The sequence below is a fragment of the Bacillus sp. SIMBA_005 genome (genome assembly GCF_046535585.1).
GTDB lineage: Bacteria > Bacillota > Bacilli > Bacillales > Bacillaceae > Bacillus > Bacillus pumilus.
Window position 1 is genome coordinate 389,000 of the sequence record NZ_JAWRWI010000002.1, and the last position, 26,966, is coordinate 415,965.

The window sequence follows — 26,966 nt, forward strand, 5'->3', positions numbered from 1 at the left end:
AGATCCTGCCTGCATGACCAGTCACATGTCTAATTTATTTATATTGGATTTGATTTTAGTATATATTGATTATATGAAAGCGTCAACATTTATTTTTCAGAAATTTATTAAGGTCTATATACCCAAATTGATTTTCTTTTATTTAGTTAAAACAACCTTTCTCGCTTTTTTATACATCGATATCCTTTTATCATCAATAAGAACTATCTCCATTAAAAAAACCAGATAAGTTTACTCATCTGGTTTCCATCATCTATTTTTTTCTTTCTTCTGCCTGCTTTTTGAATGCTTTCGCTTGTTTTTGGTATTCCTGTTTCGTAACCGCTTTTAACTCTACGGTACCGCCTGTCATTTTAAATGGAAGTTTGATTGATTTTACATCTCGATCAGTGGAACCTTTAATGATCCCCTCTTCAATTGAAGGCTCATGGCCCATTTTAAAATTTCTTCCATCCGTTTCACCCGAGACTTCTAATCTCATTTCTTTATAAGGCTTACAATCCTCTCCGGGAACCGTTGTGATTAGAAGGGAGCCGGTCCATCCAATCTCAATATGCATGGTTTTCACCTGTAAAAATAATTGTTTGTCCTTTGCCGTATAGAGAAAGCCATATACCTTTGCCACTTTCTCCTTGAAGTTTCTCATACTATCATAAAACCTATCTTCCGCGGTATCAAATAGATAATCATATTGTTTTTGGATATCTTTATGATATTTCTCTAGCTTTTTTTGATTGATTGCCTTATAAATCGTGCTTTTCTTTTCGCCTTGTTTTTTCACTGAAAGGTTTTTTCCTGAAAAATGAACATCGTATACGATCGTTTCTTTACCTTGTGTGACTCTGAATTCATACCCATTTTCTTTTGAACTGCCGGATACGACAAATTGTTTTTTATAGATATGCGGATACCATCTTTCTTCTTCTATATACTTTTCATTCAAATGCCCTGTTACTTTCCCTTTGCTCTCAGATACCTTAAACCAGCTCATGCTATCCTTCGTTTTATACGCAAATGCATAGGAATGATTCAATGAATTCTTTTGTGCGATTGCTTGATATGCTGTCCAGCCGCCTCCACCTAAGATGAGTACTGCCAGGATAGACACGACCCACATTTTCAATTTACTCATACGTACCTCCACTAATATATGATTTAAAAAACCTTCATGATCCCTATTTAGATATTCAACTAAATTCTGATCGCCCTGAAATGCCATTCACAACATTCATCTGTTCCAACACGATCTACTTTTGCAATTCTTTCGCCTTCTTTTTGAATTCTTCTGTTTGTTCTTGATATTCCTCTTTCGTGACCGCTTTAAATTCTATTGTCCCGCCTGCCATTTTAAAAGGAAATTTAATGTATGTTGCGTCTCGGTCAGTTTCACCTAAAATAAAACCCTTTTCAATTGCAGGATAAGTACTCAAATCAAACATCATCCCATCTGAAACTCCACCAGCTGTATGTTTCGTTTCTTTATAAGGTTCACCACCATCTCCTGGGGTCTTTCTCATTAGAAAAGAACCTGCCCATTCAGACTGCATATACATTCGTTTTACTTTTAGAAATAGTTGGTACGAACCATCCTCTGCCGTATACAAATAACCATAAGCGCCTGTTACTTTCTTAATGAAGTTTCGTACATAATCATGAAATCTATTTTCCGTGTCATCCATCAGTTTCTCATATCGAGTATGAATGTCCTGTTGAACAGCACGTAGGTTTTTTTGATCAACTGCTTTGTATGTGATGCTGTGCTTTTCACCTTGTTTTTTCACAGAAAGATCCTTTTCGGCAAGGTGAACTTCATATGTGACCGTTTCTTTCCCTTGCTTCACATAAAATTCGTAACCGTTTTCAATTGATTTCCCAGTTAATTGATATTTGTTGATAAACATATTGGGATCATAATGCCTTTTCGGATTTTCCTCTAAAATGGTTTCATTCAGATGACCTGTTACTTTTCCGTTTCTTTCCGTTACCTTGAACCAGTTCACACGATCATGAGTCTTATATGCAAAGGCGTAGGGGTGATTTAAACCACTCTTTTTTGCGATTGCTTGATAGGCTATCCAGCCGCCTCCACCAATAATTAGTACTGCCAAAATAGCCATGGTCCAGACTTTGTATTTACTCATATGTCCCCCTCCAAAATATGATCTTTCAATCTATATGAATGATTCATTTCATGAATTAACAAATCAGTGATCTCTTCACCTCCTTTCTAGCATTTGTTTTTTTCTCATACATCTTGTGTCTGCAGCTATACATCGTTTATTATATATCTAAATAATATATCTTTTAGATAGGTGTGCTGATATGAAAAAATACAATGATACGACGTATGCGATTTTAGGTATTTTAACGACAGATTGTAAGTCAGGGTATGAAGTGAAGCAATTAATTGATAGGAGCTTGCATCACTTTTGGAAAATTAGTTATGGACAAATTTATCCAGCTTTAAAGTTAATAGTCGAGGAAGGGCTTGCGAAGGTTTCACCCGCTTCTACAACTGGGCGCTCAGACAAGCGGGAGTATCATCTGACTGAAAAAGGGCTGGACACGTTGAGGCAATGGCTGGCGCATCCGCTCGATCAAGTACCATCAGAACGAAATGAAGTGTTATTAAAGTTATTCTTTGGTCAATATCTTTCGTTTGAGAAAAAATTGGTGCTTTTACAGGATTATGAGAGGCAGCTCCGTATCCGTTATGAGACATATGTTGCGATTGAACAAAACATTCAAGAGCTGTATCCAGATGAAGCTGATGCGAAGTATTGGCTGTATACGTTAGATTACGGAAAGAAAGTGGCGCAGGCTGGAATTGATTGGTGCGTGGAGACCTGTGAATCGATGAAGAAAGAAGGGTGAACAAGTGAAAAAAAATATACGTGCTGGCAGGTATACAACAGACAATTCTGAGCCGATTGTTGTGTTCATTATCGGAATGAGAATCAATAAACGCTGGGCTGTCCATCAATGGCTGCCAGTATTTAAGGCGATGCCGGGGATGATCAAAGAACTTTATACACATCAAGAAGAACTTGGTTTTCTAGGGACAGAAAATTACTTCGGTTTACGCACAACCACCATGATCCAATATTGGAAATCAACAGAGGACCTCCTTGCCTACGCCAAGATGGAGAAGCATTTGGCTGCTTGGAAAGGATTTAACCAAAGAGCACGAAATAATGACGCGGTCGGAATTTATCATGAAACGTATCAAATTCAAGCCGGCTCATATGAATCTATCTACGTGAACATGCCTTCATATGGATTGAGCCAAGCTAAAGCGCCCATCCTAATTGGAAAAGGGAAAGGAAAAGAAACCGCAAAAGAACGCCTTTCTACAACAAATTCCTAGAGCTGATTCTCTAGGAATTTCTTTTTGCAACCATCACAAAATGTTTTAATATGCGGGCAGTTAATCCCCAAATGGTGTAACGATCGTAATCATAAAACCACTCCTCAATCGAACGACTCCCCCAGCTGTATTTTTCTCCATTCATGATTTTTTCATAAGGAAAGTCCTCTCCTGGTGTTGGCTGCACCGATACATGGTGTAAGTACGGTTCGTATTGGATGAGCCATGATAGAGGCACAGTAAAGGTCTCCTCTACTTCTTCTTGATTAAAGGAATGTTTGACCTGCTGTTCATCAATGATTCCGACAAATGGATATACCACAAAGGATGGAGAGGCAATATAAGGACTGAGCTGTCCTAACACCTTGACGGATTCGGGCGGAATCCCTAGTTCTTCATATGTTTCCCGCAGTGCAGCTTCCTGTGCGGTTTCGCCGCCGTCGAGTTTGCCTCCTGGGAAGCTAATATCGCCAGGCTGTTTTCTCATCGTCAGTGATCGTACTTCAAATAAAACATGCCATTCCCCGTTTACTTGCACCAAAGGGACAAGGACTGCAGCTTTGAACGCTGTTTCTTCTCCAATAAATAAAGGTTGAGATTGATGTAAGTCATTTTTTAATTGGTCAATGAACACGGGCATCACCTATTTTCTGTTTCTCTTTCTTTTAGCGTATCATGGTTCATCTTTTGAAGAAAGATGATCTTTCTGACAATTATTTTTATCAATTTGACAACTTTACTTGTCAAATTGAATAATATGCTTTACAATCAAAGAAAGATTCAGATCAAATTGAGGTGACAGAATGAAAAATCGATTAAAAGAGCTTCGTGCGCGTGATGGTTTGAACCAAACTGAGCTTGCCAATCGTGCAAAAGTTTCTCGTCAGACCATCAGCTTAATGGAGCGAGATGAACTAATGCCATCTCTCTTGCTCGCTGTTAAGCTTTCACGAATTTTTCAGGAACCCATTGAACGTATTTTTCTATTCGAGGAGGATGAACTATCATGAAAACTGTATACAAAATGCTCTTAGGTGCTCTCCTTGGCTTTCTCGGTGCTTACTGTCTGCTTGCAGCTGAATTTGAGATGACCCTTCTTGATGTTGCATTTGAAGCGACTCTTGTCATCAGCGGCTTGACGATTGTATTAATTGTTTATTGTTTTTCAGGGATTTCACGTATGAAGAAAAGAGTATCACTTTCGGTATCTGGAGATGAAGAGGATGAACTCGAAGTAAAACAGTATCGCACCTTTACTGATTCGACTTTAGCCAATACGGTAAGTACCATTTTATCCATTATTGCCATCGGTATGGCTATCGTCACCGAACAGCCTATTTGGCTGATTCTCGTCAATGTTGCTATATTTATCGTCACCATTATCAGTTCTTACGTAGCAATATCCGTTCTAAAACTTGTCTACCCTAATCGCAATCTCCCAAGCCCTTCTGACAAAGATTATAGTAAAAAACTGCTTGCTATTTCCGACGAAGGTGAAAAGCATGTGATGCTTGGCGGATTGTTTCACACGTATCAAATGATGAACATCTTATTGACCGGTGCCATGTTTATTCTGATCGTGTATTCCCTTGGAGCCAATCACTCTCAGCTCTTTTCAATCATCGTGATTGGACTTGTTTTAATTATTTTGAATGCAAATTATATGTTCAGGATTAGAAATCGTTAAATAAACAAAAAGCACAGCCTAATACAAAGGCTGTGCTTTTTTCTGTCCATTATGACGCACGGCGTTTCTTTCGTGCATAAATCAATAATAAGAAACCAAACCAAACCGGTGTTAACAAGAGCGCCGGACGTGTTGCATCCGCAAACAGCATGATCACAAGAATGGCAGCAAAAAGGACAAGAACACAAATGTTTACAAAAGGTGTGAACGGTGCTTTAAAGGTAGATGCTGCATGCAGTTCAGGCTTTGTTTTTTTATATTTCAAATGGCAAATTAGAATTATACTCCATACCCAAATGAAACAAATGGCGCTGATGGTTGTGACAATACCAAAGGCTTGTTCTGGAATCAGCTTGCTTAAAAGAGCACCGACCGAAACTACAATCGTTGAAACGAATAGTGCATTACTTGGAACAGCGTGCTTGTTCAGGCGGCCAAAGGAAGATGGGCCCTGTTTTTGATGACTGAGATTATACAAAATTCGGCTCGTTGAGAACATACCGCTATTACAAGCCGAAGCCGCAGACGTCAAGACAACAAAATTAATGAGTCCCGCTGCTACTGGAATTCCAATCAGCCCAAAGGTTTTCACAAAAGGACTTTCTGATGCACTGAGCTCAGTCCATGGATTGATACACAGTAAGACAAAAATGGCGCCCACATAGAAAAAGAGAATTCTTAATGGAATTTTATTAATCGCAGATGGGATGTTTTTTTGCGGATTGGCTGTTTCTGCTGCGGACACACCGACCAGTTCCACTCCCACATACGCAAAGATGACCATTTGGAATGACAGTAAGAAGCCTGTGACACCATGCGGGAATAGTCCGCCGTGTGACCAAAGATTCGTTACCGTCACCGGCCCTGCATCTGTTTGGAAACCAATGATTAAAAGGACAATTCCAACGCCGATCAGCAATAGAATCGTAATCACTTTAATGAGTGCAAACCAAAATTCCATTTCTCCGAAAAGCTTCACCGTTAATAAATTAAACCCTAGTAAAATCAACAAACAAATAATAGCAGGAATCCATTGCGGGATATCAAACCAATACTGCACATACACTCCGACCGCAATAACATCCGCCATCGCGGTCATAATCCAGCAAAACCAATACGTCCACCCTGTCACAAAGGAAGCCCACGGACCAAGGTAATCCTCTGCAATATCGGTTAATGACTGATAGCCTGTCTTCGATAAGAGTAGTTCACCAAGTGCCCTCATGACAAAAAAGATCGCCATTCCGACAATTAAATAAGCAAAAATGATCGATGGCCCTGCCAACTGAATGGTCTTTCCAGAGCCTAAAAATAGCCCAGTTCCAATGGTTCCGCCAATTGCAATCAACTGAACATGGCGGTTTGATAAATCTCGTTTTAATTCTTGTTGTTCCAATGCTAACGCCCTCCTACGACACGATCTTATACTGAAATAATGAACTCTCAAAAAGTCCATAAAAAAAGAGATTGGATGCGCTCCAATCTCACGGTCATAAAAGAATAGCAAAATAGAGAAAAGCAATACACGGCTTCATCCATGCATTACAAATACAATATTTCGTACTCTTCTGTCCTTTTGCCTGAGATTGTGAACCCTTCGGCGCCGCACATACATGCGGTCTCTCCAGAAGCTGCTCCTGCTATAGTGTGACCCACAGCAATCATAGCCTTCGTTATTTACTTAAAATGTTGCTATTTCTGAATAATTTCATATTTTACGCCTCTAAAAGAAAGCTGTCAATGGAAATCTTTTATGAGTGACGGTGGCAGCCATATAACTTCACTTCATCAATCCCCCTTGATTCATGTATAATAAATCAAAAGATGTTCGGCTCGTTTGATGGAGAAATCCCTCTTGATCAAGAACAAAGTTAGGTAATCCATGGAAGTTGGTGAAAACAAATGAAAAAAATGAACAAACAGCGTGTCACATTACAGGAAGTCGCCAAGCATGCCGGTGTTTCGACTTCAACGGCATCACTTGTTGTTCGAAATAATCCTAGAATCTCTGAAGCCACTCGAAAAAAAGTACTGCAATCCATGGAGGACTTAGGATACGTATACGACCGCGTTGCTGCCAACATGCGGTCAAAAAGCTCAAATATCGTTGGCGTGATTGTCACGGATATTTCTAACACCTTTATTTCTGAGTTTTTAATTGGCGTGCAAACCACACTTGAGTCACTGGGCTATACTGTTCTACTTGGTACGACCTTTGACAGTGTCGATAAACAGGAGCGGCTCATTTCCACAATGGTAGAGCACCGAGTGGGCGGGATTATTTTAAACCCAGCTTCAAAAAGCTCTGCACGAACGGTTAAACAATTAAATCAAATTCGCACCCCAAAAGTACTGGCAAATCGTGAATTATCAGATGTGCAATGTGACTATGTCGGTGTTGATTATGAACAAGGTGCTTGGATGGCGGTTCATCATCTTCTTCAAAAGGGGCATCGGCGTATCGCCTTCTTAGGCGGCATCAAGACCTCATCGACTTGGATTGAGCGGATGAAAGGTTTCAAAAAAGCACATGACGAAGAAAATCTGACGATTGATGATTCTCTTATTATTGACATAGAACCTACTCGTGAAGGCGGGAAAGAAGCACTTGGCCAAGTGCTTGATCAGCCTGAGCCTCCTACTGCTATTTTTTGTTTTAGCGATCTAGTCGCATTTGGGGTCATTCAAGAACTGTCAGCACAGGACATTAAGCCTGGTGAAGATATCGATGTGGTTGGATTCGATAATGTTCCTGAAGCAGAGATGTACCATCCGCCGCTCACCACTGTTTCCTCCTTCCCCCGATCCATCGGGGTAAAAGCAGCGAACCTTTTATATCATAAAATGAACGAACAGGATGAAGAGCTGCAGAGATTGATCTTAAAGCCTCAACTTCATATTAGAGAAACCGCTCCCTCATGATGAAAAAGAGAATTGCATGCAGCAATTCTCTTTTTTTGTTGATCAAGTCAATGATTTCTTTGTTTCATTTTCCTTTTTTTAAATCACAAAGTCATAAACTTGACACATTTAAAACACAGGAGTATATTTATCTCGTTGCTTCTTTTAGTATATCGTTATACCTATTTCATCTTATCGTTATTTCTATTAAAAAACAGGTGAAATTGATTTTTTATGATTCTGATCAAATCATGAACTGTCATTTTCTAATCAAGACTGGTATTATTTTTTACATTTTAGTAGAACGATGTACTTAAATGAAGAACAGATGAATATTCATTATTTTACTCATCAATCACACAAGGGGTGTTGTGATGGACTTATGTACATGTAAGGAAATATCAAAGGGTATACAAAGAATTTAACCTTAAAGGGGTTTCAAATATAGGAGTGGGAACATGAAAAATCCTTATATTAAATCATCACTTGGAATGTATTTAAACTACTTCATGCTTGGCATGATCAATATTATTGTAGCTTCTAACATGGACAGCTTATCTGAACGTTACCATGTAGATATTCCGAAAATCAGCTTGCTTGTATCGGCGATCGGAATTGGTAAACTCATTGCTCTCTTTTTCTCAGGCCGGTTAGCCGACAGTTGGGGACGTAAGCCTGTCATTATTACAGGAAATTTTCTTTACTTATTATTCTTAATCGGTATTCCAACGACAACGAGTTATACACTGGCATTCATCCTTGCGATTTCAGCAGGTATTGCAAATTCACTGCTTGATTCAGGAACCTATCCTGCTTTGACAGAGTCATTTCCGAAGAAAGCAAGTTCGGCTTCTGTTTTAGTGAAGGCGTCTGTATCCATTGGTGCGACTGTTCTTCCATTTATCTTGGCGTTCCTAGTGGCACATGACATCTTTTGGGGCTGGGCGTTCTTTGGACTAGGACTTCTTTATTTACTTGTTGGGATTTACTTAATCTTTATGCCCTTCCCGAACCATAAGCAAGTTTCTTCACAAGACGCTCTTCCAGTACAGGAGCAGCTGAAAGAAGAACCAAAAATGCTTGGCGAAGGCTTAGCTGTTGTACTCATGGGATTCACGTCAACTGCATTATTTGTCGTATGGCAGACATGGCTTCCGCAGCTCGGGTTAAAATTAATCGGACTTGGCACAGAACAAGCCACACAGCTTCTATCTTATTTTAGTATCGGTGCACTGGTATCTGTTCTCTTGCTATCGATCGTCTTAGATAAATTCATTTCACCGATTATGGTAGCGATCATTTATCCAATTGGGGCGTTCCTTGCAATGCTTTCACTTTTCCAAATCGAAGCATACAGCATTGTCATTATCAGCACTTTTTTCTTAGGGCTATTTACAGCGGGAATCTTCCAGCTGGCGATGAGTATTATGATGAAACTATTCCCGACAAACAAAGCAACGGCTTCATCCTACGTCAACATTGCGGCAAGCTCCGCGTTTATTCTCGTGCCGCTCATTACAAGTGGATTGGTCAGCACGTACGATATTAAAATGACGTTATTTTTCGATATGATCATTGCGGTTATGAGCGTATTGCTAGCGGTCTTTGTTCTTGGACGCATGAAAAAATTATTTAGATAATTAAGGAGATGTCAATCATGACAAACATACATGAACGAAATATTGATGGGAAAACAAAATTAGTCGGTCTTCTTGCTACACCAATCGGGCACAGCCTTTCACCACGGATGCATAACCTTGGCTATACACTAACAGGGATCAACTATGCTTATCTCGCATTTGAAGTAGGGAACGATGAACTAGAAGCAGCCGTATACGGTATGAAAGCAATGGGTGCAGCTGGATTTAACGTCTCTATGCCGAACAAAATGAAAGTACTAGATTACTTAGACGAACTAGACGATTCTGCAAGATACACACGTGCAAGCAATACCGTTGTCAACAAGGATGGTAAGCTCATCGGTTACAACACAGACGGTCTTGGGTATGTGAGAAACTTGATTGAACATGGCGTTGAATTAGCCGGTAAAAAGGTCACTCTCGTTGGCTCTGGCGGTGCGGCGACTCCGATTGCGATTCAGCTTGCACAATCTGGCATTCGTGAAATTAGTATTTTCGCTCGTAATGATCAATACTTTGTTCAAGCAGAAGAAAATGTAAATTATATCAACAACGAAATGAAATCTTTCGGTGTCAAAGCAAACATTTTCCCACTTGAAGACAAAGACGCGTTCCGCCGTGAAGTAGCAGAAAGCGCGATTCTAGCAAATGGGACAAGCCTTGGCATGAAACCACTAGATCAACTCAGCATTATCGATGATACACTTGATGTACTTCGTGAAGATTTGATCGTGACTGATGTCGTATACAACCCGCAAAAAACAAAGCTTCTTGCGCAAGCACAGGAAGCTGGCGCCAAAACCATTAACGGTCTTGGAATGATGCTATGGCAAGGTGCACTTGCTTACAAACTCTTTACTGGTGAAGATATGCCAGTTGATCAAGTAAAACAAATTCTTTTTGAAAATGACCGATTCTAATACAAAAAAAAGACGACTTCCCTGAACGGAGGTCGTCTTTTTTTAATCATGTACCATGATTTGGCGGTATCGATACAGGATATACAATGCGCCGATAATGGCCGCAACAGCCACCACTGCATCGAACATAAAGATTTGTAAAATGGACGAGTGACTCTGAATTAAACCTGTTACAACCGGGATGACGATAGCCGACACGCCGCCCGCAGTGGAGATAATCCCTGTCATCGTCCCTTTGTTTTTCCAGAAGAATTCAGCCATCACAGTTAACGTCAGCTGAAAGACTCCTGCTGTTGAAAATCCCAATACAAACGCATTGACGGTTCCGATGACTGGGGATTTCACGACCAAGAGCACACAAATGGAAACAAGCGTAATGATTGGATAGATCAGCAGCACAGTGACTGGACGGACAAAACGGCGCAACAGAAATGCGAGCATCACGACAGACAGCAGCCCGCCCATGCTATAGTAACTGAGCAGTTTCACAGCACTGCCCGATGCCATCCCCAATATAGCCTCACCGTACGTAGGAAGCCAAATTTGCGGCAAAGCATATAACCCATTTGACGTAAAGCTGATCACAATGAGTGCGATCCCTTCTCTCCAAAATGTAGGCTCTGTCGAGAAGCGCGGAAGTCCGTCATGGTCCGTTACCTGGACTTGTTCTACCTTGCGATGATTCGGAAATGGCAAGGTCCACAGCATCAAAACATTCACAAGATAGATCAGAGCAGGAACAAAAAATGCCATTCCATAAAACAAATCATGCTCTGCCAAAAAGAAAATCGCGAGTGGCAAAATGGTTGCCCCAATTGATATAAAGGCCTTCACCATCACATTCGCAGATCCCGATTTTTGCGGGAAAGCCTCCATTAATGCAGGATACGTCCCAGCATCCATCGCTGAATTCGCGACTCCTGCCAAAATCGCAAACGCAAACGCAATTTGATAATTCGGAGACAATGGAATTCCGATCAGGAACACCGCCATGAGCACACCCGAAACCAAAATGACCGGCTTCCGCCCAAAACGATCTGACAGCACGCCCGATAAACCATACGTAAGTACCCTGCCAATGCCAAGCGCCGAAATCATATAACTAATTCCTGCACTATTGGTATCTAACTGTTTGATTAAAAATGGCATATTGGAAGCCAAAATTATATTGACCATACCTAATAAAAAGTAATTAATATACAGACTAGAAGCCGTTCTCACATACGGATTCCTCATCCTGACACACCCCTCAACACCATCGCAATGAAGTGACCGCTTATAAGATCTCATGTGTGAGGAAGAACAGCTTTACAGCCTTCACGTTCATACATCTCATCATGTCATGCAGCTCGCAGCTTACATGCCCTTCATGTATCAAGCATTTCTTCAATTTTTCACTGCTCTTATTTTATATGAATGTGAAAAGTAATGATAGTGAATTGCTTAAATTTGAGGGAATTGAGACGCTCTCGGTAGTGGTTTCCATGTATTTGAATTTTATCTTCTCTTGATTGAAGGAAAGTAAAAACCTTTTGACAAAACAATTGATTTTCTTCGATATCTAAAAATACGTTTCCTGGTAGTGTCATATAGCTTAATTCGTTCATTAAGTGCTTTCTTCTGCTTCTTCTTTTTAAGGTGTCCATTTTTGCTTTAGAGTTATTCATGTTAGCGACCTTAATCTTCCCTTTCCATCTCGTACTTATCATTACGATACATACTTCATTAGAAAATTCATTACATCAAATCATGTAATAAAACCTATTCATATCTTTATCTCTTTTCAACCTCTGCAGCGATATGAGACAATGCTAACTAAAAACAAACCACTCTCAAAAGGAGTATCCATATGTATAAAAAAATTATTCCTGTTGTTATGGTAATATTCGTCCTTTGGATTCTTCTTCAAATATCCTTGAACATGAATATCCTTCACAATCCAATGAACTATTTTGTCGCTATTACTCTCTTTTTTCTTTGTATTCAGTCTCTATTAAAACATAAACGATGAAAAACCCGAACAAGCATATACCACGCTCATCCGGGCTTCTATTATTTTCTTTATTACACTTCTTCACCATTCGTGGCAATGACGTTTTGGTACCAAGTAAACGAATCTTTTTTGAGTCTCTTCATTGAACCGTTGCCTTCGTTGTCGCGGTCAACATAGATCATGCCGTAGCGTTTTTTCATTTCGCCTGTTGTGAATGACACGATGTCAATGATACCCCAAGGTGTGTAGCCAATCAGGTCAACACCGTCGTATTCGATGGCCTTTTTCAGTGCTTCGATATGAGAAGCGAGATATTGAATTCGTTCTGGATCATGAATGGAGCCGTCTTCCTCCACTTGATCAATGGCACCAAACCCATTTTCAACGATGAAGAGCGGGATTTGATAACGATCGTAAAAACGATTCAACGTATATCTTAAGCCTGTTGGGTCAATGGACCAGCCCCAGTCGCTTGATTTGATATAAGGATTATCTACACCATGCGGAAGGGCTCCGTTGACAATGTCTCCGTCGTTATCAGACACCGCATCACTTTTAACCGTTGTCGACATGTAGTAGCTAAAGCCAAGATAATCTACTTTCCCTTTTCTTAAGCTTTCTTCATCACCTTCTTCAAACGGAATATGATAGCCTTCGCGTTCGAATTCTTTCAGTGCATAGCTTGGATAGTAGCCCCGAACTTGTACATCTGGAAAGAAATAGCGTTGTCTCATATATTCTTCAGCAAGCATGACATCCTCTGGATTTGAGGAATATGGATAGATTGGCACATGAGAAACCATTGCACCAATTTGAAAAGCAGGATTGATTTCTTTTCCTTTGGCTACTGCCCATGCACTTGCAAGTAATTCATGGTGTCCTGCTTGATACATGACTTCTTTGGCATTTTCGCCTTCTTTGACTGATACCCCTGAGTTTGTCCAAAGGAACAGTGGGTTGTTGACATCCATTTTGTTATTGATTTCATTAAATGTCATCCAGTATGTGACCTTGTCCTTGTATCGATTGAAGCACACTTCTGCGAATTTTGCGAAGTATTCAGCAACTTTTCGGCTTCTGAATCCGCCGTATTCTCTTGCCAAGTGAAGCGGCATCTCAAAGTGAGACAGCGTAATCACAGGCTCGATGCCATGCTTGAGAAGTTCATCGAATACATCATCATAGAATTGTAAACCTGCTTCATTCGGTTCCGCTTCATCCCCCTTAGGGAAAATCCGGCTCCAGCCGATCGATGTACGCAGGCATTTTAACCCCATTTCAGCAAACATCGCGATATCTTCCTTGTAACGATGATAGAAATCGATTGCTTCATGGTTCGGATAAAATTTGCTGTCTTCTATCGTCTCCGTCATTTGTCTCGGTACTCCGTGAGCACCAGCTGTCATTACATCCACAACACTTGGACCTTTTCCTGCTTCATTCCATCCACCTTCAAATTGATGTGCAGCTAATGCGCCGCCCCATAGAAAATCTTTTGGTAATGTCATTATCTATTCCTCCTATTTCACAATTGTGATCATGACGTCCGTTGGCTGACATGTCGATTGTTTTTCCACGATCACATCTTCGTACGCTTGTGTATTGGTGATGATGATCGGTGTGACTGTTTTTAATCCTTTGCTTTCAATGGCTTCTTGATCAAATGTCATCAACAAATCACCCTTCTTTACCTTGTCACCTTCTTTGATCTTGAGTGTAAACGCTGAGCCATCTAGAGAAACCGTATCAATTCCTACGTGAACAAGTAACTCCACACCAAATTCTGAACGAAGTCCAATGGCATGCTTTGTTGGTGCAAGCATGACGACGCTGCCGTCAAACGGTGCATACAGCTTATTGTCTGTCGGTTCAATGGCAAACCCTTTGCCCATCGCCCCAGAGCTAAATACAGCATCTGGTACTTCAGATAATGCGAGCACTTTTCCAGTAAGTGGTGCAGTGATTGTTTCTTCATTGTTCATCGAAGCATTTTTATTTTCTTCATTTTGATCTTTGATAGCTGTTGCGCCGGCGGTCTGTTCTACTGTATCTTCCCCATAACCAAACATTTGAATGAGTACAACTGGTAAAATCAGCGCAATTGCCACACCAATTAAAATACCAATGATCGATGTTGGATAATCTGCACTAATTCCGTTCACAATTGTCAGCGGACCAGGCAAACCTGCATACGCAAAGTAATAAGGTGTGAAGAAGCTGGCAACGATGGCACCGGCTGCTCCAGAAATACATCCGAAAATAAACGGCTTTTTAAAGCGTAAGGTAACACCATAAATCGCTGGCTCGGTGATTCCGAAGAGTCCCGTGATTCCAGCTGACACTCCGACTTTCCTAGTTTCACGGTTTCTTGCTTTTAAAATAACCCCTAACACTGCGCCGACCTGAGCGATAACAGCGATGGTTTGATATGCCTGGAAGGAGTCCCGTCCGTATTGTTCAAAGTTGGCGAGCACCATTGGCGTGATGCCCCAGTGAACGCCGAAAATGACAAGCACTTGCCAGAATCCACCGATAATGGCGCCTGCTAAAGCCGGTACATTTTCTGCTAAAATGTTGTATCCGTTTGCAATCCCATTTGCACCTGCTGTTGAAAGAGGACCAATTAATAGAATGGTTAACGGAACCATGACGACCATACAGAGAAATGGCACAAATAACGGTTTGACAACCTCGTGAATCCGTTTGTTTAAAAATCTCTCTACATATGAAAGAATCCACACTAAGAACAGCGGAGGCAAAACGGATGACGTATAAACAGTTTCAGATAATGCAATCCCTAAAAAGGTAACGCCTTCACCTGAAGCTACACGTCCAGCAATTTCTGTCCATGCCGGACTAACAAGCGCTGCTGTACACGCCACGGCGATATACATATTCGTTTTAAAATGCTTGGCTGCTGTGATGGCAATAAAGATTGGCAAGAACGTAAACGGCGCCCAGGAAATAAAACTAAAGACTTCATACGTTCCCGTTTTCGAAAAGCTTGGAAATAACAAATTAATGAGGATAAGTGCACCTTGCAAAATACCAGCTGCGGCCAAAATATACACAAAAGGCGCAAACACAGCGGACATGGTCGCGATGACACGGTTCAGTATCGTTCCTTTGTTTTCATTAGGCTGGTCATCATCTGACGTTTGAAGCTGAACAAGGCTTGAAAAATGCTCGTATACCTCACCAACATGCTGGCCGATGACGACCTGAAATTGACCACCGTTTTCCACCACGGTAATAACGCCAGGCATCGCATTGACTGCTTCCTTAGCCTTAGGATTTGAACGTTTTAGTACCAAACGCAGCCGCGTGGCGCATCTTGCGGCACTCACCACATTTTCTTCTCCGCCAACTGCCTCTAAGATGTCTTCTGCGAGCTTTTGATAATCCCTCACTTTTGACATATAAACCCCCCCTTTATCACCAATAGTATATATACATTATAATTATACCGGTACAATTTATCAATGCCTATATAATTTCATTTAGCATATCAAAGAAAAATCGGTATGTGCTATAATCAAAGACAATAAATCGTGAAAACAAAGAGGAATGGCTATGTTAAAGTATCAACAAATTGCGAGCGATATTGAAAAATATATTGTCACCCATGAGCTGCAGCAAGGGGACAAGCTTCCTGTACTCGAAACCCTCATGAGCCAATTTGCTGTGAGCAAAAGCACCATTATTAAATCATTAGACTTACTCGAAAGAAAAGGAATTATCTATCAAGTGAGGGGTAGCGGCATCTTTGTTCGAAGACACAGGCGCAAGGGCTACATTAGCCTTTTATCCAACCAAGGGTTTAAAAAAGATTTAGAGGAATTTCAATTGACTTCAGAGGTTTTAATGCTAGACACCCTCAAACCGCCTGAAGAAGCAGCGCTTAATTTGAATATTGAACAAGATGAAGATGTTTTTTACCTCAAACGCATCCGTTACATCAATGGACAAACCTTATGTCTAGAAGAATCCTATTACCGAAAAACCATCATTCCCTATCTCAACACAGAAATTGCCGCCGATTCTGTTTTTAAATTTATCAGTGAAGGCCTTGGGCTCAAAGTCGGCTTTTCCGATATGTACTTGCAAGTAGGCAAACTGAATGAAACCGAAGCAAAACACCTCGGCCTTAAACAAGACGATCCCGCTCTCCGTGTCGAAACCGTCTTTCATCTCACAAACGGCCAGCCTTTCGATTTCTCGAAAATCACATATAACTACATGCAATCCCAATTTTTTATTCAAGCGAATAATTATTATGGGTGATGGTTGGAAAAAGCCTCCTGAGACATTCAGGAGGCTTTTTTACGATTTACCTTACAACCTTTAAACTTTCCCTCCTTCTTTTTTGAGAAGAAAGACCGTCAATCGCCACATCACCATAATAAATGTCTATGTGATCTCCTTTGCCAATTAGAGCAACTGGAAAAGCATGCTGTTCTTGCAGACACTTTTCAAACTCATCTGGATGAATCTCGACTTCAATTTCATGTCCAATGAACGCATATTCAAACATAATCGTATGATAAAGATTCACAAGACAGCGTATGATCTCCTGCTGAAGATGAATGAAATCATGAGAAACAACCTCTGTCCACTTTAAACAGATAACAAACCCTACATAACCTGTTTCTTTTTGTATGTTGATGGTCATATCATTTAGCTTCGACCCCGACAATTCAAACTCTGTATAATAACCTGAAAAGTTATCATCTTTGATGATGTTCTCTTTTATACTTTGTTCAATCCCTATTTCGCCATCAGAATCCTTACTATACTTTACTTTGGTAATAGACATTTCTTTTTCAGCTAGATAATCAGCCAATTGGCGAAAAGCATTTGGTAAATGAATGGTCTCATAAAAAACGATGCCAATATTGATGTATCCACCTATAGCTATCATGCATCCCTCGCTTTATTTTTTCTTTCATTATACTTTACTCAAACCTGTATTCTGAGAAAACTCCTTCACTTACATGAACACTTCCGATTTAAAGTATCAAAAAGATTCATTTTACGAATGCATTAATCAAACTTATGATAAACGTAACAAGAATGTATAGGGGGATTCATTATATGAGAGATGTTAGGGTGTACCATGTCGATGCGTTTACAACTGAGAAATTTGGAGGAAATGCTGCTGGGGTCGTGTTGGATGGTGATCTTTTAATGGAGGATGAGATGCAGAGCATTGCCAAGGAGTTGAATTTACCGGAATCCGTCTTCTTGCTGCCTGCCCATGATAAGGAAGCCGATTATCGCGTCAAATACTTTACACCTACGGAAGAGGTTAATTTCTGCGGGCATGCGACTGTTGGATTGACTTGGCTTTTGGCGACGGAGCTTGGGCTGGCAAAAGAGAAAACAGGGGTCGTGTTAGAAACGAAGATTGGCAAGGTTCCTGTTGTGTGGCACGAAGAAAATGGCAAAGTCATCGATGTGGAAATGACGCAGGTGACACCGGAAACGCGGGATTTTATAATCGATTTAGAAGAGCTTAGTGACATGCTTGGTATCAGCAGTGACCGCATTGATCCATCGTATCCTATCAAATTAGCAAACACCGGAAACTGGCATCTTCTCGTTCCGATGAAGCACCAGCAAGACATCGATCAAGCGGCACCGAACTTAGCCGCTTTAGGGAAAATGAATAAAGAACAAAATATCACGACGACTCACCTTTATTCATTTCACACCACAAAAGAGGTCGATCTTTACACGAGGGATTTTGCACCTGGGATTGGGATACCCGAAGATCCGGTGACAGGGGCAGCAAACGGAGCATTGGCTGGCTATCTTTATTTGGAAGGTATCATTTCTCAGCAAGAAACCACTCTCCTGCACATTGCCCAAGGGGATGCCATCGGCAGACCTGGCATCCTTCGTATCACGGTCATTCCGAATGAATCAAAGCCTGTGATCAAAGTGGCAGGCGCGGCGGTTATCACTATTCGAGGCGTGTTGACCTTATAAGCCATCAGCTTGAATGGGTGAGGTGACATCCTGTTCAAGCTGATTCTACTTGAAATGATCTTTGACCACTTCGATCCATCTTATAGCCGATGGAGATGCCGCTTTGAATGATTTGAACGCCAAGTTGATCTCACGATATACGCTTTTCTCAAGTGGAATCACTTTCGTATGAGACATCTGCTCCGGCAAAATTAACGTCGGAATAATGGTCACTCCAAGTCCCTCTTGAACCATAGAAATGAGCGTATTGTTGTCTCCTATTTCAAACAAAACATGAGGCTTCACGCCTCTTTCTTTTAATAATTTCTTAATGAGCAGGTCACAGCCCGCTTTTGGCATAATGAATGCTTCATCATGGAACGAGTCAACTTCTATCACTTTCTTCGTATTGAAGCGATGATCCTCTTGCATGAGCACCACCAATTCATCTTGGAAAAGTGGAATGGTTTCGAATTCTCTCGATGGCTGCGTTAAAAAACCAACATCAATCGTACCAGATGCAATCCATTCCTCAATCTCCTCATAACCACCTTCATATAACTCTACTTGGATATTGGGATACACTTTGGTAAAACGGTGAATCAGCTGCGGAAGCATTTTTGAAGAAAAACTAGAAAACGTTCCGATCTTGATACTCCCCACTTCCATTCCTTGAATCAGCGCCGCCTCCTGCTCAAGCAATGACGCATGATGAATGATTTGCCGAATATGCGGCATCACCCGCTCACCTGCGTCCGTTAACGACAACCCGTTTCGATTTCGCCGAAGCAGCACAACCCCTAACTCTGACTCAAGCTTCGCAATATTATGACTGACTCCAGACTGCGTTAGTCCAAGCTTCTCCCCGGCTTTTGTAAAACTGCCGCACTCGACGACTGTTAGAAATACTTTGTATTGGAATGTGATCAGTTTGGTCACCTCGTATTTTCATATCGTAAATCGAAAAATAACTCAACATGTCTAATTTATCTCGAGATTCAATATTTACACCTATAGCCACTGAGATATTTTGCTAAATTTATGATACGATAATAGGCAAAAAGACTACAGGGGCTTGCTAAATGAGTGAACTTATTATTGAAAAACGCGATTTTATGACAGATCAAATTCTTTCTTTACGAACAACCGTATTTCATAATCAACCTATTGTCTATATTCTTTATGATGAAAAGAGGAAACCATCTGCTTATATTGGTCAGTCAGTCCAAGCTAGCAGACGTTTGAAGGATCATTTGAAAGACCCAAAAAAGAACAAATTAACTAAAACAATTCTGATTGGACATGAACGATTTCATCAATCCGCCTCTTACAATATTGAGACAAATCTCATAAACTACTTTATTGCAGAAAATCGTTTTCAATTAAAAAATGTTAGCCAGACACGATCGAGGGAAATGCACCATTATTATCAGAAAGACTTTTACAATGAAACTGTCTTTGAAGAGGTATGGAAGCAACTTCAAAAAGAGGAGATCGTTACTCATTCAATAGAAACATTAAAAAATAGAGATATTTATAAACTGTCTCCCTATAAAGAATTATCACCTCAACAAGTAGAAATTAAAAATGAAATCTTATCTTTTTGTAAAGAGCATATCAAACAGTCCGGTCACCATGTGATTTCGATAGAGGGTGATGCAGGAACTGGGAAGAGTGTTTTACTAAGTTCTCTCTTTAATACGATTCAGGATTTATCAAATGATATGGAATCTGTCTTAAACAAAAAGAGCAATTATTTACTTGTGAATCATGCGGAAATGCTTAAAACATATCAAAACATCGCAATGAGTCTGCCAAATCTGAAGAAGAAACAAATTATGAGGCCAACCTCGTTTATTAATCAGATGACAAAGTCAGGTGATATAGCTGACATCGTGTTAATTGATGAAGCCCACCTTTTATTAACAAAAGATGATAAGTACAATAACTTCCATTACCAAAACCAACTTGAGGAGATTATCAAACGAAGTAAAATCACCATTGTCATTTTTGACCCAAAGCAGGTACTCAAAATTAAAAGCTACTGGAATGAAAAATTACTCGAGGAAATAACAAACAGATACCATGCCAAGACTGTGAAACTTACAGAACAGATGCGTATGCATGCTGATACTGATACGTTGAAATGGATTGACCAGTTTGTCTCAAAACGATTATTAACTCTGCCTAAAAAACAGGAATCTTTCGAACTCAAAATTTTTGAGAATCCTAATCAATTTAAAACTGCCATTCAAGAAAAAGATAATGAAGTAGGCCTATCCCGCATTGTATCTACCTTTGACTTTTTACATAAAAAAGATGGAGCTGCCTATATCGTAGATGAAGACGGTATTAATATGCCATGGAATTTTACAAATGATAAATGGACATGGGCTGAACATGCAGATTCAGTTAGAGAAGTGGGCTCAATCTATACGGTTCAAGGATTTGATTTAAATTATGTCGGCGTCATACTTGGCCCTTCTATCAGCTATGATGAAGAAAAGGATGAACTTCTCATAGACACGTCAAATTATAAAGACACAGGTGCATTCACATCAAGAAGTGACATGTCTCCAGAGGAAATCAAACAGGCAAAAGAAAAGATTATACTAAACTCAATTAACGTTCTGATGAAAAGAGGCATCCACGGTCTTTATATTTATGCAACAGATGAAAAATTGAGAAGAAAATTGCATGAGTTAACTGAGGGAGGCAAATATGACTGAGATCAAAGATTTAATACATTCGATTAATCAATTTAGAGATGATCGGAACTGGAGACAATATCATAATCCAAAAGACTTGGCCATCTCAATTTCGATAGAAGCAGCTGAACTGCTTGAAGACTTCCAATGGAAAAGTAATGAAGAAGCTCTTGAGGCGAACGAAGAAAATATCAAAGAGGAAATAGCAGATATCTTAATATTTTCTCTTATGCTTTGTTCAGATCTTCATCTAAATGTAAAAGAAATAATTGAAGAAAAATTAATAAAAAATGGAGAGAAGTACCCCATTGAAAAGTAAAGTAACATGATTCGTTCTACTGATTAATGAAGAAGAGTAATGTCCTATCACTCTTCTTCAATTCATTATACTTTAAGAACATATTTGTCTAATTCGTCGTTGTCGACGACGAAGACCTAGACGCTGCTTCATCAGCCTTCACACAATCAATCGCAACAACGAGCGCAATCATCACAGGCTCCATCTCTTCTTTCAAAATATCAACCTTATAGCTGTCACCCCAAGTAAACCATTCCTTCTTCACCTGGCCGATCACTTCGCCATTCTGCAGCACCTGGAAATTCATATCCCACCAGTTACCTTGCACTTCTATACCCGCTGCATCAATTGAATATTTTGCTTTAAAGAACGTAAACTCTTTTTTGATTGTCAATACCTCTTGACCACCAACTTCTACTAAAAACTTCGGCAAAAAGCTAAACATTTTCTTCGTAATTACAGCAATTTCTTCTCGTTCTGTATTCAGAATGGTAAACGTCTTCGGTACCTTCATAAAACTGCCTTCGACCACATACACATCGTTCTCCTGCTGATCCTTTACTGTAAACCTGCCGCTTAGACTAAATACTTTCTGCTTCATGTATAGTTGCTTCATACGTACCTCCGATTAAATTCAAACTTTTATCAGTCATTTATCCATTCTTTATTTACATCTAATTATACCAAAAAATAGAATGATCAAATAACATGTCGAAACTCATGCAAGTTATAATGGAAATATAAACAAAATTGAGAGGAGACCTCATGAAAAAATAGCGTTTTTTGACTGGACCATTCAATTACAAGCAGACTTAACGGCAATAACAGATCATCATGAAAAGAAGATGGTCATTTTAGAACCATCCATTGAATTAAACGGTGTGATCTGGATAGATGAAAACAACGAGCTACAAATCAAACCTACTTGGGATTGTGTCATTACAATCGATCCAACCAACAAAACTCTAACAATCCGGCAAACAGAAGAAGTATTCGGAGAAGTGTACGAATGAAAAAAGCAGGAGGAACTATGAAGAAAATCACTTTTTATGATTGGACAGTTCACTATCCTGAACATTTAACAGCTGTCAAAGATGATACAGAAAAGAAAATGGTCTTTCTAGAACAGACTGTTGAATTTAAAGGGATTATCCGTATTGATGAGAATGATGAACTGCAAATGAAGCCAACGTGGGATTGTGTCATTATGATTAATGCTAAAAACATGTCTGTTACAGTTCGTGATTCAGAAGATGTTGTAGGCTTGCCATAGACATTTAAAAGTCTCATTTGACACACCGCAAATGAGACTATTCTTCACTAACTACTCCTTTGGAAAAAACGTCGTAAAAGTCGTTCCTTCCGCATTGCTTTCTACCTCAATAGAAGCATCGTGATAAGAGAGAACTTCTTGTACAATCGATAATCCTAGACCCATTCCTTCTTTATTTCGGGCTTGATCTACCCTGTAGAATCGTTCAAATATTTTTTCCAATGTCTCTTTTTCTATTCCAATCCCCGTATCTCTGATCTTCACGACCGCTTCTGATTCATTTCCTTCACAATGAATACTGATCTCTCCGTACTCTTTGTTGTATTTAATCGCATTGCCAATTAAGTTCTCCCATACGTTGATCAGCAATGTACGGTCAGCATATACAGTGACAGGCTGTAAATCGATTTTAATTTCTAAGCCCTTCTCTTCTATCCGCCATAGCATTGAATGAACCACTTGATGAAGCTGATCATCGATCCTGACTAGCTGTTTATTCGTTGGATATGTCCCTTGATCAATTGAGGTAAGAATGAGAAGTTGTTTCGTTAAGTTTGATAATCGCTTCGCTTCTGTTTGAATAATGTGATTGTATTTTTTCCCTTCGCTTGACGAAAGCTCCCCATCCAGTAATTCAGAATACCCCCGGATATTGAGCAGCGGCGATTGGAAATCGTGCGAGACGTTATTCACGAATTTCTTTCTCGCTTGATCTGTATTCTCTAGCTTCTGCTGCATCATCCGAAAGCTATCGGCAAGCTGCCCAATTTCATCTTTTCGATTAATCATCAATGGGTACTGGAAGTTATGGTTGGCCATCTCTTGCGTGGCGCTCGTCAATTCTGAAAGGGATTGGGTGACCTTTCGAGACATCAATAAAATGCCAATGATGCTGCTAATAAATACGGCGAATATAAACCCAAATATAATCAAATGAAATTCTGTGAAAAGGCTAATATTATTCGGACGTAAAAATAATCCCCATTCTTCCCCTTCAATTTCTATTTTCGTTCCCACTGTATTTTCTATATCATTTGCGAAATGACTCATGATTAAATATGAATTTTTAAAGGATTTGATCCCATTATATGCTTTTCCGCCTTCAAATAAGGCGTGCATTTGGTCATTCCATTGTGTCGTTTTAAAGGGTTCCCCAAACATCCGCATTTCTCCATCTTCTTTAACCAATGCAATTTGATACCCTAGATCGCTCATGGTTTGCAGAAAATCGGAAGAGGCCTGTAATGTGATTTCGTGTTCTTTGATTTGTTTCGATAACTGCTCCGCAATCACTAAATAACGATCATTTAATTGCTCTTTTACAAAGGCATTGTAAATCAGATTCGAACAAATAAACCCAACAAAGATGCTGATACAAACAATCAAACACGTATATAACATAAACCGTTGTTGTAGTCTCATTCTTTTACCTCTAGTTGATAGCCAAAACCACGAATTGTCACAATTTCAACATTCGTTTTAGCTCTTTTTAATCTCTCACGAATGCGGTTAATATGGGTGTTTAATGTGAATTCGGGTTGTTCTAACGTATCCCCCCAAATGTCATCAATTAAATCCCAGCGGCTCACATTGCGGTTTGCCCGCTGCAGCAGATAATGGAGAATTTCTAATTCCCGCATGGGCCAAATATATTGCTGATTCTCAATCGTTAATTCCCAACGGTTCGTATCAATCTGAATATTCCCCGCAGTTGTTAAAGCTTCTATGGATTTACGATATCGGCGTAAAATGGCATTTACACGGAATAGCAGTTCTTTCGTTTCAAATGGTTTGACGATATAATCATCAATCCCTTGTTCAAACCCTTGCTGCTTATCTTCAATTTGCCCTTTCGCTGTCAGCATAATGACAGGCAGTTCATATTGTTTGATCACAATACTAGCCAGCTGAAAGCCATCCATTCCAGGCATCATCACATCAATAATCATGAGATCAAATGACTGATGTTGCAAAAAAGCAAGCGCTGCCTCAGCATTGCTTGCTTTTGTCACGTGATATCCTGCCTGCTCTAGATGGATGGACACTAATTGCAAAATGGCTTCATCATCATCCACGACCAATACATGCAATTATCCTTCCTCCTTTATCGCCTTAGCTTTGTCTTTTTCAAAGAATAATATGAGCGACGGCAGCAACATTCCTCGAACTAAGAATGTATCGATGATAATCCCAATAGCGACAATAAATCCAAAGATAAATAAGTCGGTAATGGGCATGGTCATTAATGCGGCAAACGTCGCGGCAAGAATGATTCCCGCTGAAGAAATGACCCCTCCTGTGTTTCGTATCGCCACTTCTAATGCAGCTTTGACGTGTAACGTTTTACGTTCTTCTAAGAAACGGCTCACAAGGATGATATTATAGTCAATTCCTAAAGCCACTAAAAAGATAAAGGCATAAACAGGGGCACGAGTAGAAATGGCATCATAACCAAATAACACATCAACTAAGAAAATGCCTAACCCTAAAGCAGATACAAAGGAGATTAAAATCGTCGCCATCATATAAATCGACATTTTGATCGAGCGTGTCAGAACGAGTAACAAGAGAAGAATGAGTAACGTTTCCAGCAAAACAATCTTTTGAATATCTGATTGATTCACTTGTTGTTCATCCACTAATTTAGCCGTTGTGCCCGCAAAAGATAGCTGAACCTCTTGACCATCTGATAAACGATACGTGGATTGATCTGTACGGAATTCTTTTAAAAATTCAATGGCCTCTATACTGTATGGATTCACCTTCAATGATATCGTCATTTTGCCATGCTCTCCATCTTTGGTAACTCCCGAAGGACGAGCCGACCCTATTTGGTCATTTTCTGAGAAATGAGAAGAGATTTCTTGTAAATGTTCCTGAGATAGGTTTTGACCGGTCACTAGCACCGTTGTCTGGGCTAGATCACCTTTATTAAATTGATCCTCGACGATTTCAAATGCGACACGAGAAGGTAAATCCTTCGGGAAATTTTTCACTGAGTTAAATTCATAATGTAAATTGAAAACATTCGCCCCTGTCACAAGTAAAAACAGTAAGACAGCACCGCCAATCAATCCTGGTTTTCGAACAACAAACTTTGCAATAGGCCCCCAAATGCCATGTTTCACTTCTTTCGCTTCACCATATTTGGGCACTTTCGGCCAAAATGCTTTGCGGCCAAATAATGCAAACAAGGCTGGAATCAGTGTGACAGAAGCCATCATAATGACCACCATCGCAGCACCAAAGATTGGCGCAAAGTTTTGATAATCACGAAAATCCGCCACAAATAATATGATCATAGCCGCAAATACTGTACCGCCTGCAAATAATACGGGTTTGGCTGTTGAACGCATCGCCACTTTCATCGCTTCAAATTGATTTTCATGATGTTGTAACTCCTCACGATAACGTGAGAAAACAAACAATGAATAATCAATCACAGCAGCAAATAACAAAATGCTCATAATCGAAGTGGTCGAGTTATTGATTTCAAGTCCACCGACGCCAAGTAAAGCCACGACTTGATTCACCACTTGATAGACAATCACCGTTGCAAATAATGGGATGATCGCTAATAACGGGGAACGATAAATGGCGATTAATAAAACCAATATGATCGCAACAGTGGCGAATAACAGCTTCAAGTCGGCAGATTCAAACAGCTTCACCGTATCCCCTGCTATACCAGCTGGGCCAGTAATATAAAAATCAGCATCTAGCCCCTTCGCTATGTTTGTACCGACTTCTGTTGTCTCATCATTAATCTTTGCATAATCAGCATTGCCTAATCCTGCTTTCAAATTCATTGGCACAATCATGGTCGATTGATCTTCTGATAAAAATGAAGATATCACTTGAGGAGGCAATGCGGACACATCGACAATTTCTTCAATCCCCTCAATCTTTGCCTCTTTGATTCCTTGAATGATCGTTTTTACATCTTGAATAGCCAGCTTTCCATTAGGGTTATGGAACACATATAATCCCGGAGTCCCTTTGTCACTTGGGAAATACTGATCTAACTGCTTTTGTGTCACGATAGACTGAGCATCACTAGGTAAAGATTGAAAGTTGCTCACTTTATGATCGCCCAATGTAGGACCAGCACTCAACCCTATCATGAGAACAAGCCAAATGATAACAGTCAGCCAAGCTCCCTTTTTTGTAGATATTTTATCAATAAATGATCTAAATACATTCATCAAT

28 protein-coding genes and 1 riboswitch are annotated in these 26,966 nt (G+C 39.9%); of the genes, 14 read left to right on the plus strand and 14 right to left on the minus strand.

The window, feature by feature from the left end:
- Positions 1–253: 253 nt before the first annotated feature.
- Both SB660_RS04610 and SB660_RS04615 read right to left on the minus strand, forming a co-directional pair.
- The gene (locus tag SB660_RS04610) at positions 254–1,132 is read right to left on the minus strand and encodes a hypothetical protein (protein WP_410581548.1); all 879 of its coding nucleotides are present in this window, start codon (positions 1,130–1,132) and stop codon (positions 254–256) included.
- 115 nt (positions 1,133–1,247) lie between these two features.
- Positions 1,248–2,141, minus strand: coding sequence for a hypothetical protein (locus SB660_RS04615; protein WP_216888107.1), 894 nt, complete (start codon positions 2,139–2,141; stop codon positions 1,248–1,250).
- Between the two features lie 181 nt (positions 2,142–2,322).
- On the opposite strand from SB660_RS04615, the gene SB660_RS04620 reads away from it, so the two are divergent.
- Together SB660_RS04620 and SB660_RS04625 are read left to right on the plus strand one after the other, a co-directional pair.
- Positions 2,323–2,874, plus strand: coding sequence for a PadR family transcriptional regulator (locus SB660_RS04620; RefSeq protein ID WP_061410090.1), 552 nt, complete (start codon positions 2,323–2,325; stop codon positions 2,872–2,874).
- Positions 2,875–2,878: 4 nt separating this feature from the next.
- The gene (locus tag SB660_RS04625; protein WP_008347392.1) at positions 2,879–3,367 is read left to right on the plus strand and encodes a DUF4188 domain-containing protein; all 489 of its coding nucleotides are present in this window, start codon (positions 2,879–2,881) and stop codon (positions 3,365–3,367) included.
- Positions 3,368–3,377: 10 nt separating this feature from the next.
- On the opposite strand, the gene SB660_RS04630 is transcribed toward SB660_RS04625, so the two are convergent.
- On the minus strand, positions 3,378–4,001 hold the full coding sequence (locus SB660_RS04630) for an NUDIX hydrolase (RefSeq protein ID WP_061410092.1): 624 nt from the start codon (positions 3,999–4,001) through the stop codon (positions 3,378–3,380).
- 169 nt (positions 4,002–4,170) lie between these two features.
- On the opposite strand from SB660_RS04630, the gene SB660_RS04635 reads away from it, so the two are divergent.
- Entirely contained in the window at positions 4,171–4,377 is a 207-nt protein-coding gene (locus tag SB660_RS04635; RefSeq protein ID WP_012011842.1) for a helix-turn-helix transcriptional regulator, read from the plus strand.
- Positions 4,374–5,054, plus strand: a complete 681-nt coding sequence (locus tag SB660_RS04640; RefSeq protein ID WP_061410094.1) for a DUF3169 family protein — start codon at positions 4,374–4,376, stop codon at positions 5,052–5,054. Before SB660_RS04635 ends, SB660_RS04640 begins: the two co-directional genes overlap by 4 nt.
- Positions 5,055–5,103: 49 nt before the next feature.
- Here SB660_RS04640 and SB660_RS04645 read toward each other — a convergent pair whose 3' ends face one another.
- A complete protein-coding gene (locus SB660_RS04645) occupies positions 5,104–6,450 on the minus strand; it encodes an amino acid permease (RefSeq protein WP_410581552.1) in 1,347 nt (448 codons plus the stop codon).
- 162 nt (positions 6,451–6,612) lie between these two features.
- A riboswitch (glycine riboswitch) is annotated at positions 6,613–6,692 on the minus strand.
- Positions 6,693–6,956: 264 nt separating this feature from the next.
- Here SB660_RS04645 and SB660_RS04650 point away from each other — a divergent pair.
- From SB660_RS04650 to SB660_RS04660, 3 genes are all read left to right on the plus strand, one after another.
- Entirely contained in the window at positions 6,957–7,976 is a 1,020-nt protein-coding gene (locus tag SB660_RS04650; protein WP_306011485.1) for a LacI family DNA-binding transcriptional regulator, read from the plus strand.
- Positions 7,977–8,413: 437 nt separating this feature from the next.
- Entirely contained in the window at positions 8,414–9,595 is a 1,182-nt protein-coding gene (locus tag SB660_RS04655) for an MFS transporter (RefSeq protein WP_144461435.1), read from the plus strand.
- Between the two features lie 17 nt (positions 9,596–9,612).
- Positions 9,613–10,515, plus strand: a complete 903-nt coding sequence (locus SB660_RS04660; RefSeq protein WP_058013249.1) for a shikimate dehydrogenase — start codon at positions 9,613–9,615, stop codon at positions 10,513–10,515.
- 42 nt (positions 10,516–10,557) lie between these two features.
- On the opposite strand, the gene SB660_RS04665 is transcribed toward SB660_RS04660, so the two are convergent.
- A complete protein-coding gene (locus SB660_RS04665) occupies positions 10,558–11,751 on the minus strand; it encodes an MFS transporter (RefSeq protein WP_410581555.1) in 1,194 nt (397 codons plus the stop codon).
- Positions 11,752–11,918: 167 nt separating this feature from the next.
- Positions 11,919–12,224, minus strand: a complete 306-nt coding sequence (locus tag SB660_RS24485) for a YxiF family protein (protein WP_427365757.1) — start codon at positions 12,222–12,224, stop codon at positions 11,919–11,921.
- A gap of 140 nt (positions 12,225–12,364) precedes the next feature.
- On the opposite strand from SB660_RS24485, the gene SB660_RS04670 reads away from it, so the two are divergent.
- Entirely contained in the window at positions 12,365–12,526 is a 162-nt protein-coding gene (locus SB660_RS04670) for a hypothetical protein (RefSeq protein WP_254107637.1), read from the plus strand.
- 53 nt (positions 12,527–12,579) lie between these two features.
- Here the strand turns inward: SB660_RS04670 and bglA are convergent, their stop codons facing one another.
- Both bglA and SB660_RS04680 read right to left on the minus strand, forming a co-directional pair.
- Entirely contained in the window at positions 12,580–14,019 is a 1,440-nt protein-coding gene (gene bglA / locus SB660_RS04675; RefSeq protein WP_216888370.1) for a 6-phospho-beta-glucosidase BglA, read from the minus strand.
- A 9-nt stretch (positions 14,020–14,028) separates the two neighbouring features.
- Entirely contained in the window at positions 14,029–15,927 is a 1,899-nt protein-coding gene (locus SB660_RS04680; RefSeq protein ID WP_339164572.1) for a beta-glucoside-specific PTS transporter subunit IIABC, read from the minus strand.
- Between the two features lie 154 nt (positions 15,928–16,081).
- Here SB660_RS04680 and SB660_RS04685 point away from each other — a divergent pair, with 154 nt between their 5' ends.
- Positions 16,082–16,792 carry a GntR family transcriptional regulator gene (locus tag SB660_RS04685; protein ID WP_310425077.1) on the plus strand — a complete coding sequence of 237 codons (711 nt, stop codon included), beginning with the start codon at positions 16,082–16,084 and terminating at the stop codon, positions 16,790–16,792.
- A 46-nt stretch (positions 16,793–16,838) separates the two neighbouring features.
- Here the strand turns inward: SB660_RS04685 and SB660_RS04690 are convergent, their stop codons facing one another.
- A complete protein-coding gene (locus SB660_RS04690) occupies positions 16,839–17,429 on the minus strand; it encodes an Imm64 family immunity protein (protein WP_339164575.1) in 591 nt (196 codons plus the stop codon).
- A gap of 173 nt (positions 17,430–17,602) precedes the next feature.
- Here SB660_RS04690 and SB660_RS04695 point away from each other — a divergent pair, with 173 nt between their 5' ends.
- Positions 17,603–18,499: a PhzF family phenazine biosynthesis protein gene (locus tag SB660_RS04695; RefSeq protein ID WP_268497295.1), complete on the plus strand. Its 897-nt coding sequence runs from the start codon at positions 17,603–17,605 to the stop codon at positions 18,497–18,499.
- A 45-nt stretch (positions 18,500–18,544) separates the two neighbouring features.
- Here SB660_RS04695 and SB660_RS04700 read toward each other — a convergent pair whose 3' ends face one another.
- Entirely contained in the window at positions 18,545–19,417 is an 873-nt protein-coding gene (locus SB660_RS04700; RefSeq protein WP_410581558.1) for a LysR family transcriptional regulator, read from the minus strand.
- A gap of 143 nt (positions 19,418–19,560) precedes the next feature.
- Here SB660_RS04700 and SB660_RS04705 point away from each other — a divergent pair, with 143 nt between their 5' ends.
- Together SB660_RS04705 and SB660_RS04710 are read left to right on the plus strand one after the other, a co-directional pair.
- Positions 19,561–21,207, plus strand: a complete 1,647-nt coding sequence (locus tag SB660_RS04705) for a DUF2075 domain-containing protein (protein WP_410581560.1) — start codon at positions 19,561–19,563, stop codon at positions 21,205–21,207.
- Positions 21,200–21,505 carry a nucleotide pyrophosphohydrolase gene (locus SB660_RS04710; RefSeq protein ID WP_339164582.1) on the plus strand — a complete coding sequence of 102 codons (306 nt, stop codon included), beginning with the start codon at positions 21,200–21,202 and terminating at the stop codon, positions 21,503–21,505. The genes SB660_RS04705 and SB660_RS04710 overlap by 8 nt, the downstream gene beginning before the upstream one ends.
- Before the next feature lie 88 nt (positions 21,506–21,593).
- On the opposite strand, the gene SB660_RS04715 is transcribed toward SB660_RS04710, so the two are convergent.
- Positions 21,594–22,100, minus strand: a complete 507-nt coding sequence (locus tag SB660_RS04715) for an LURP-one-related/scramblase family protein (RefSeq protein WP_339164584.1) — start codon at positions 22,098–22,100, stop codon at positions 21,594–21,596.
- 229 nt (positions 22,101–22,329) lie between these two features.
- Here SB660_RS04715 and SB660_RS04720 point away from each other — a divergent pair, with 229 nt between their 5' ends.
- Positions 22,330–22,497 carry a hypothetical protein gene (locus SB660_RS04720; RefSeq protein ID WP_268497293.1) on the plus strand — a complete coding sequence of 56 codons (168 nt, stop codon included), beginning with the start codon at positions 22,330–22,332 and terminating at the stop codon, positions 22,495–22,497.
- A 17-nt stretch (positions 22,498–22,514) separates the two neighbouring features.
- Positions 22,515–22,757, plus strand: a complete 243-nt coding sequence (locus tag SB660_RS04725; protein WP_061410283.1) for a hypothetical protein — start codon at positions 22,515–22,517, stop codon at positions 22,755–22,757.
- 51 nt (positions 22,758–22,808) lie between these two features.
- Here SB660_RS04725 and SB660_RS04730 read toward each other — a convergent pair whose 3' ends face one another.
- Genes SB660_RS04730 through SB660_RS04740 form a run of 3 tightly spaced genes read right to left on the minus strand, consistent with a single transcriptional unit; the run spans position 22,809 to position 26,965 of the window.
- Positions 22,809–24,179, minus strand: coding sequence for a sensor histidine kinase (locus tag SB660_RS04730; RefSeq protein ID WP_339164588.1), 1,371 nt, complete (start codon positions 24,177–24,179; stop codon positions 22,809–22,811).
- Complete coding sequence (locus SB660_RS04735) at positions 24,176–24,847, minus strand: response regulator transcription factor (RefSeq protein ID WP_410581564.1); 672 nt, start codon at positions 24,845–24,847, stop codon at positions 24,176–24,178. The genes SB660_RS04730 and SB660_RS04735 overlap by 4 nt, the downstream gene beginning before the upstream one ends.
- Positions 24,848–26,965 (minus strand): MMPL family transporter, encoded by a 2,118-nt coding sequence (locus tag SB660_RS04740; RefSeq protein ID WP_410581566.1) that lies wholly within the window; start codon positions 26,963–26,965, stop codon positions 24,848–24,850.
- Between the last annotated feature and the right edge of the window lies 1 nt (position 26,966).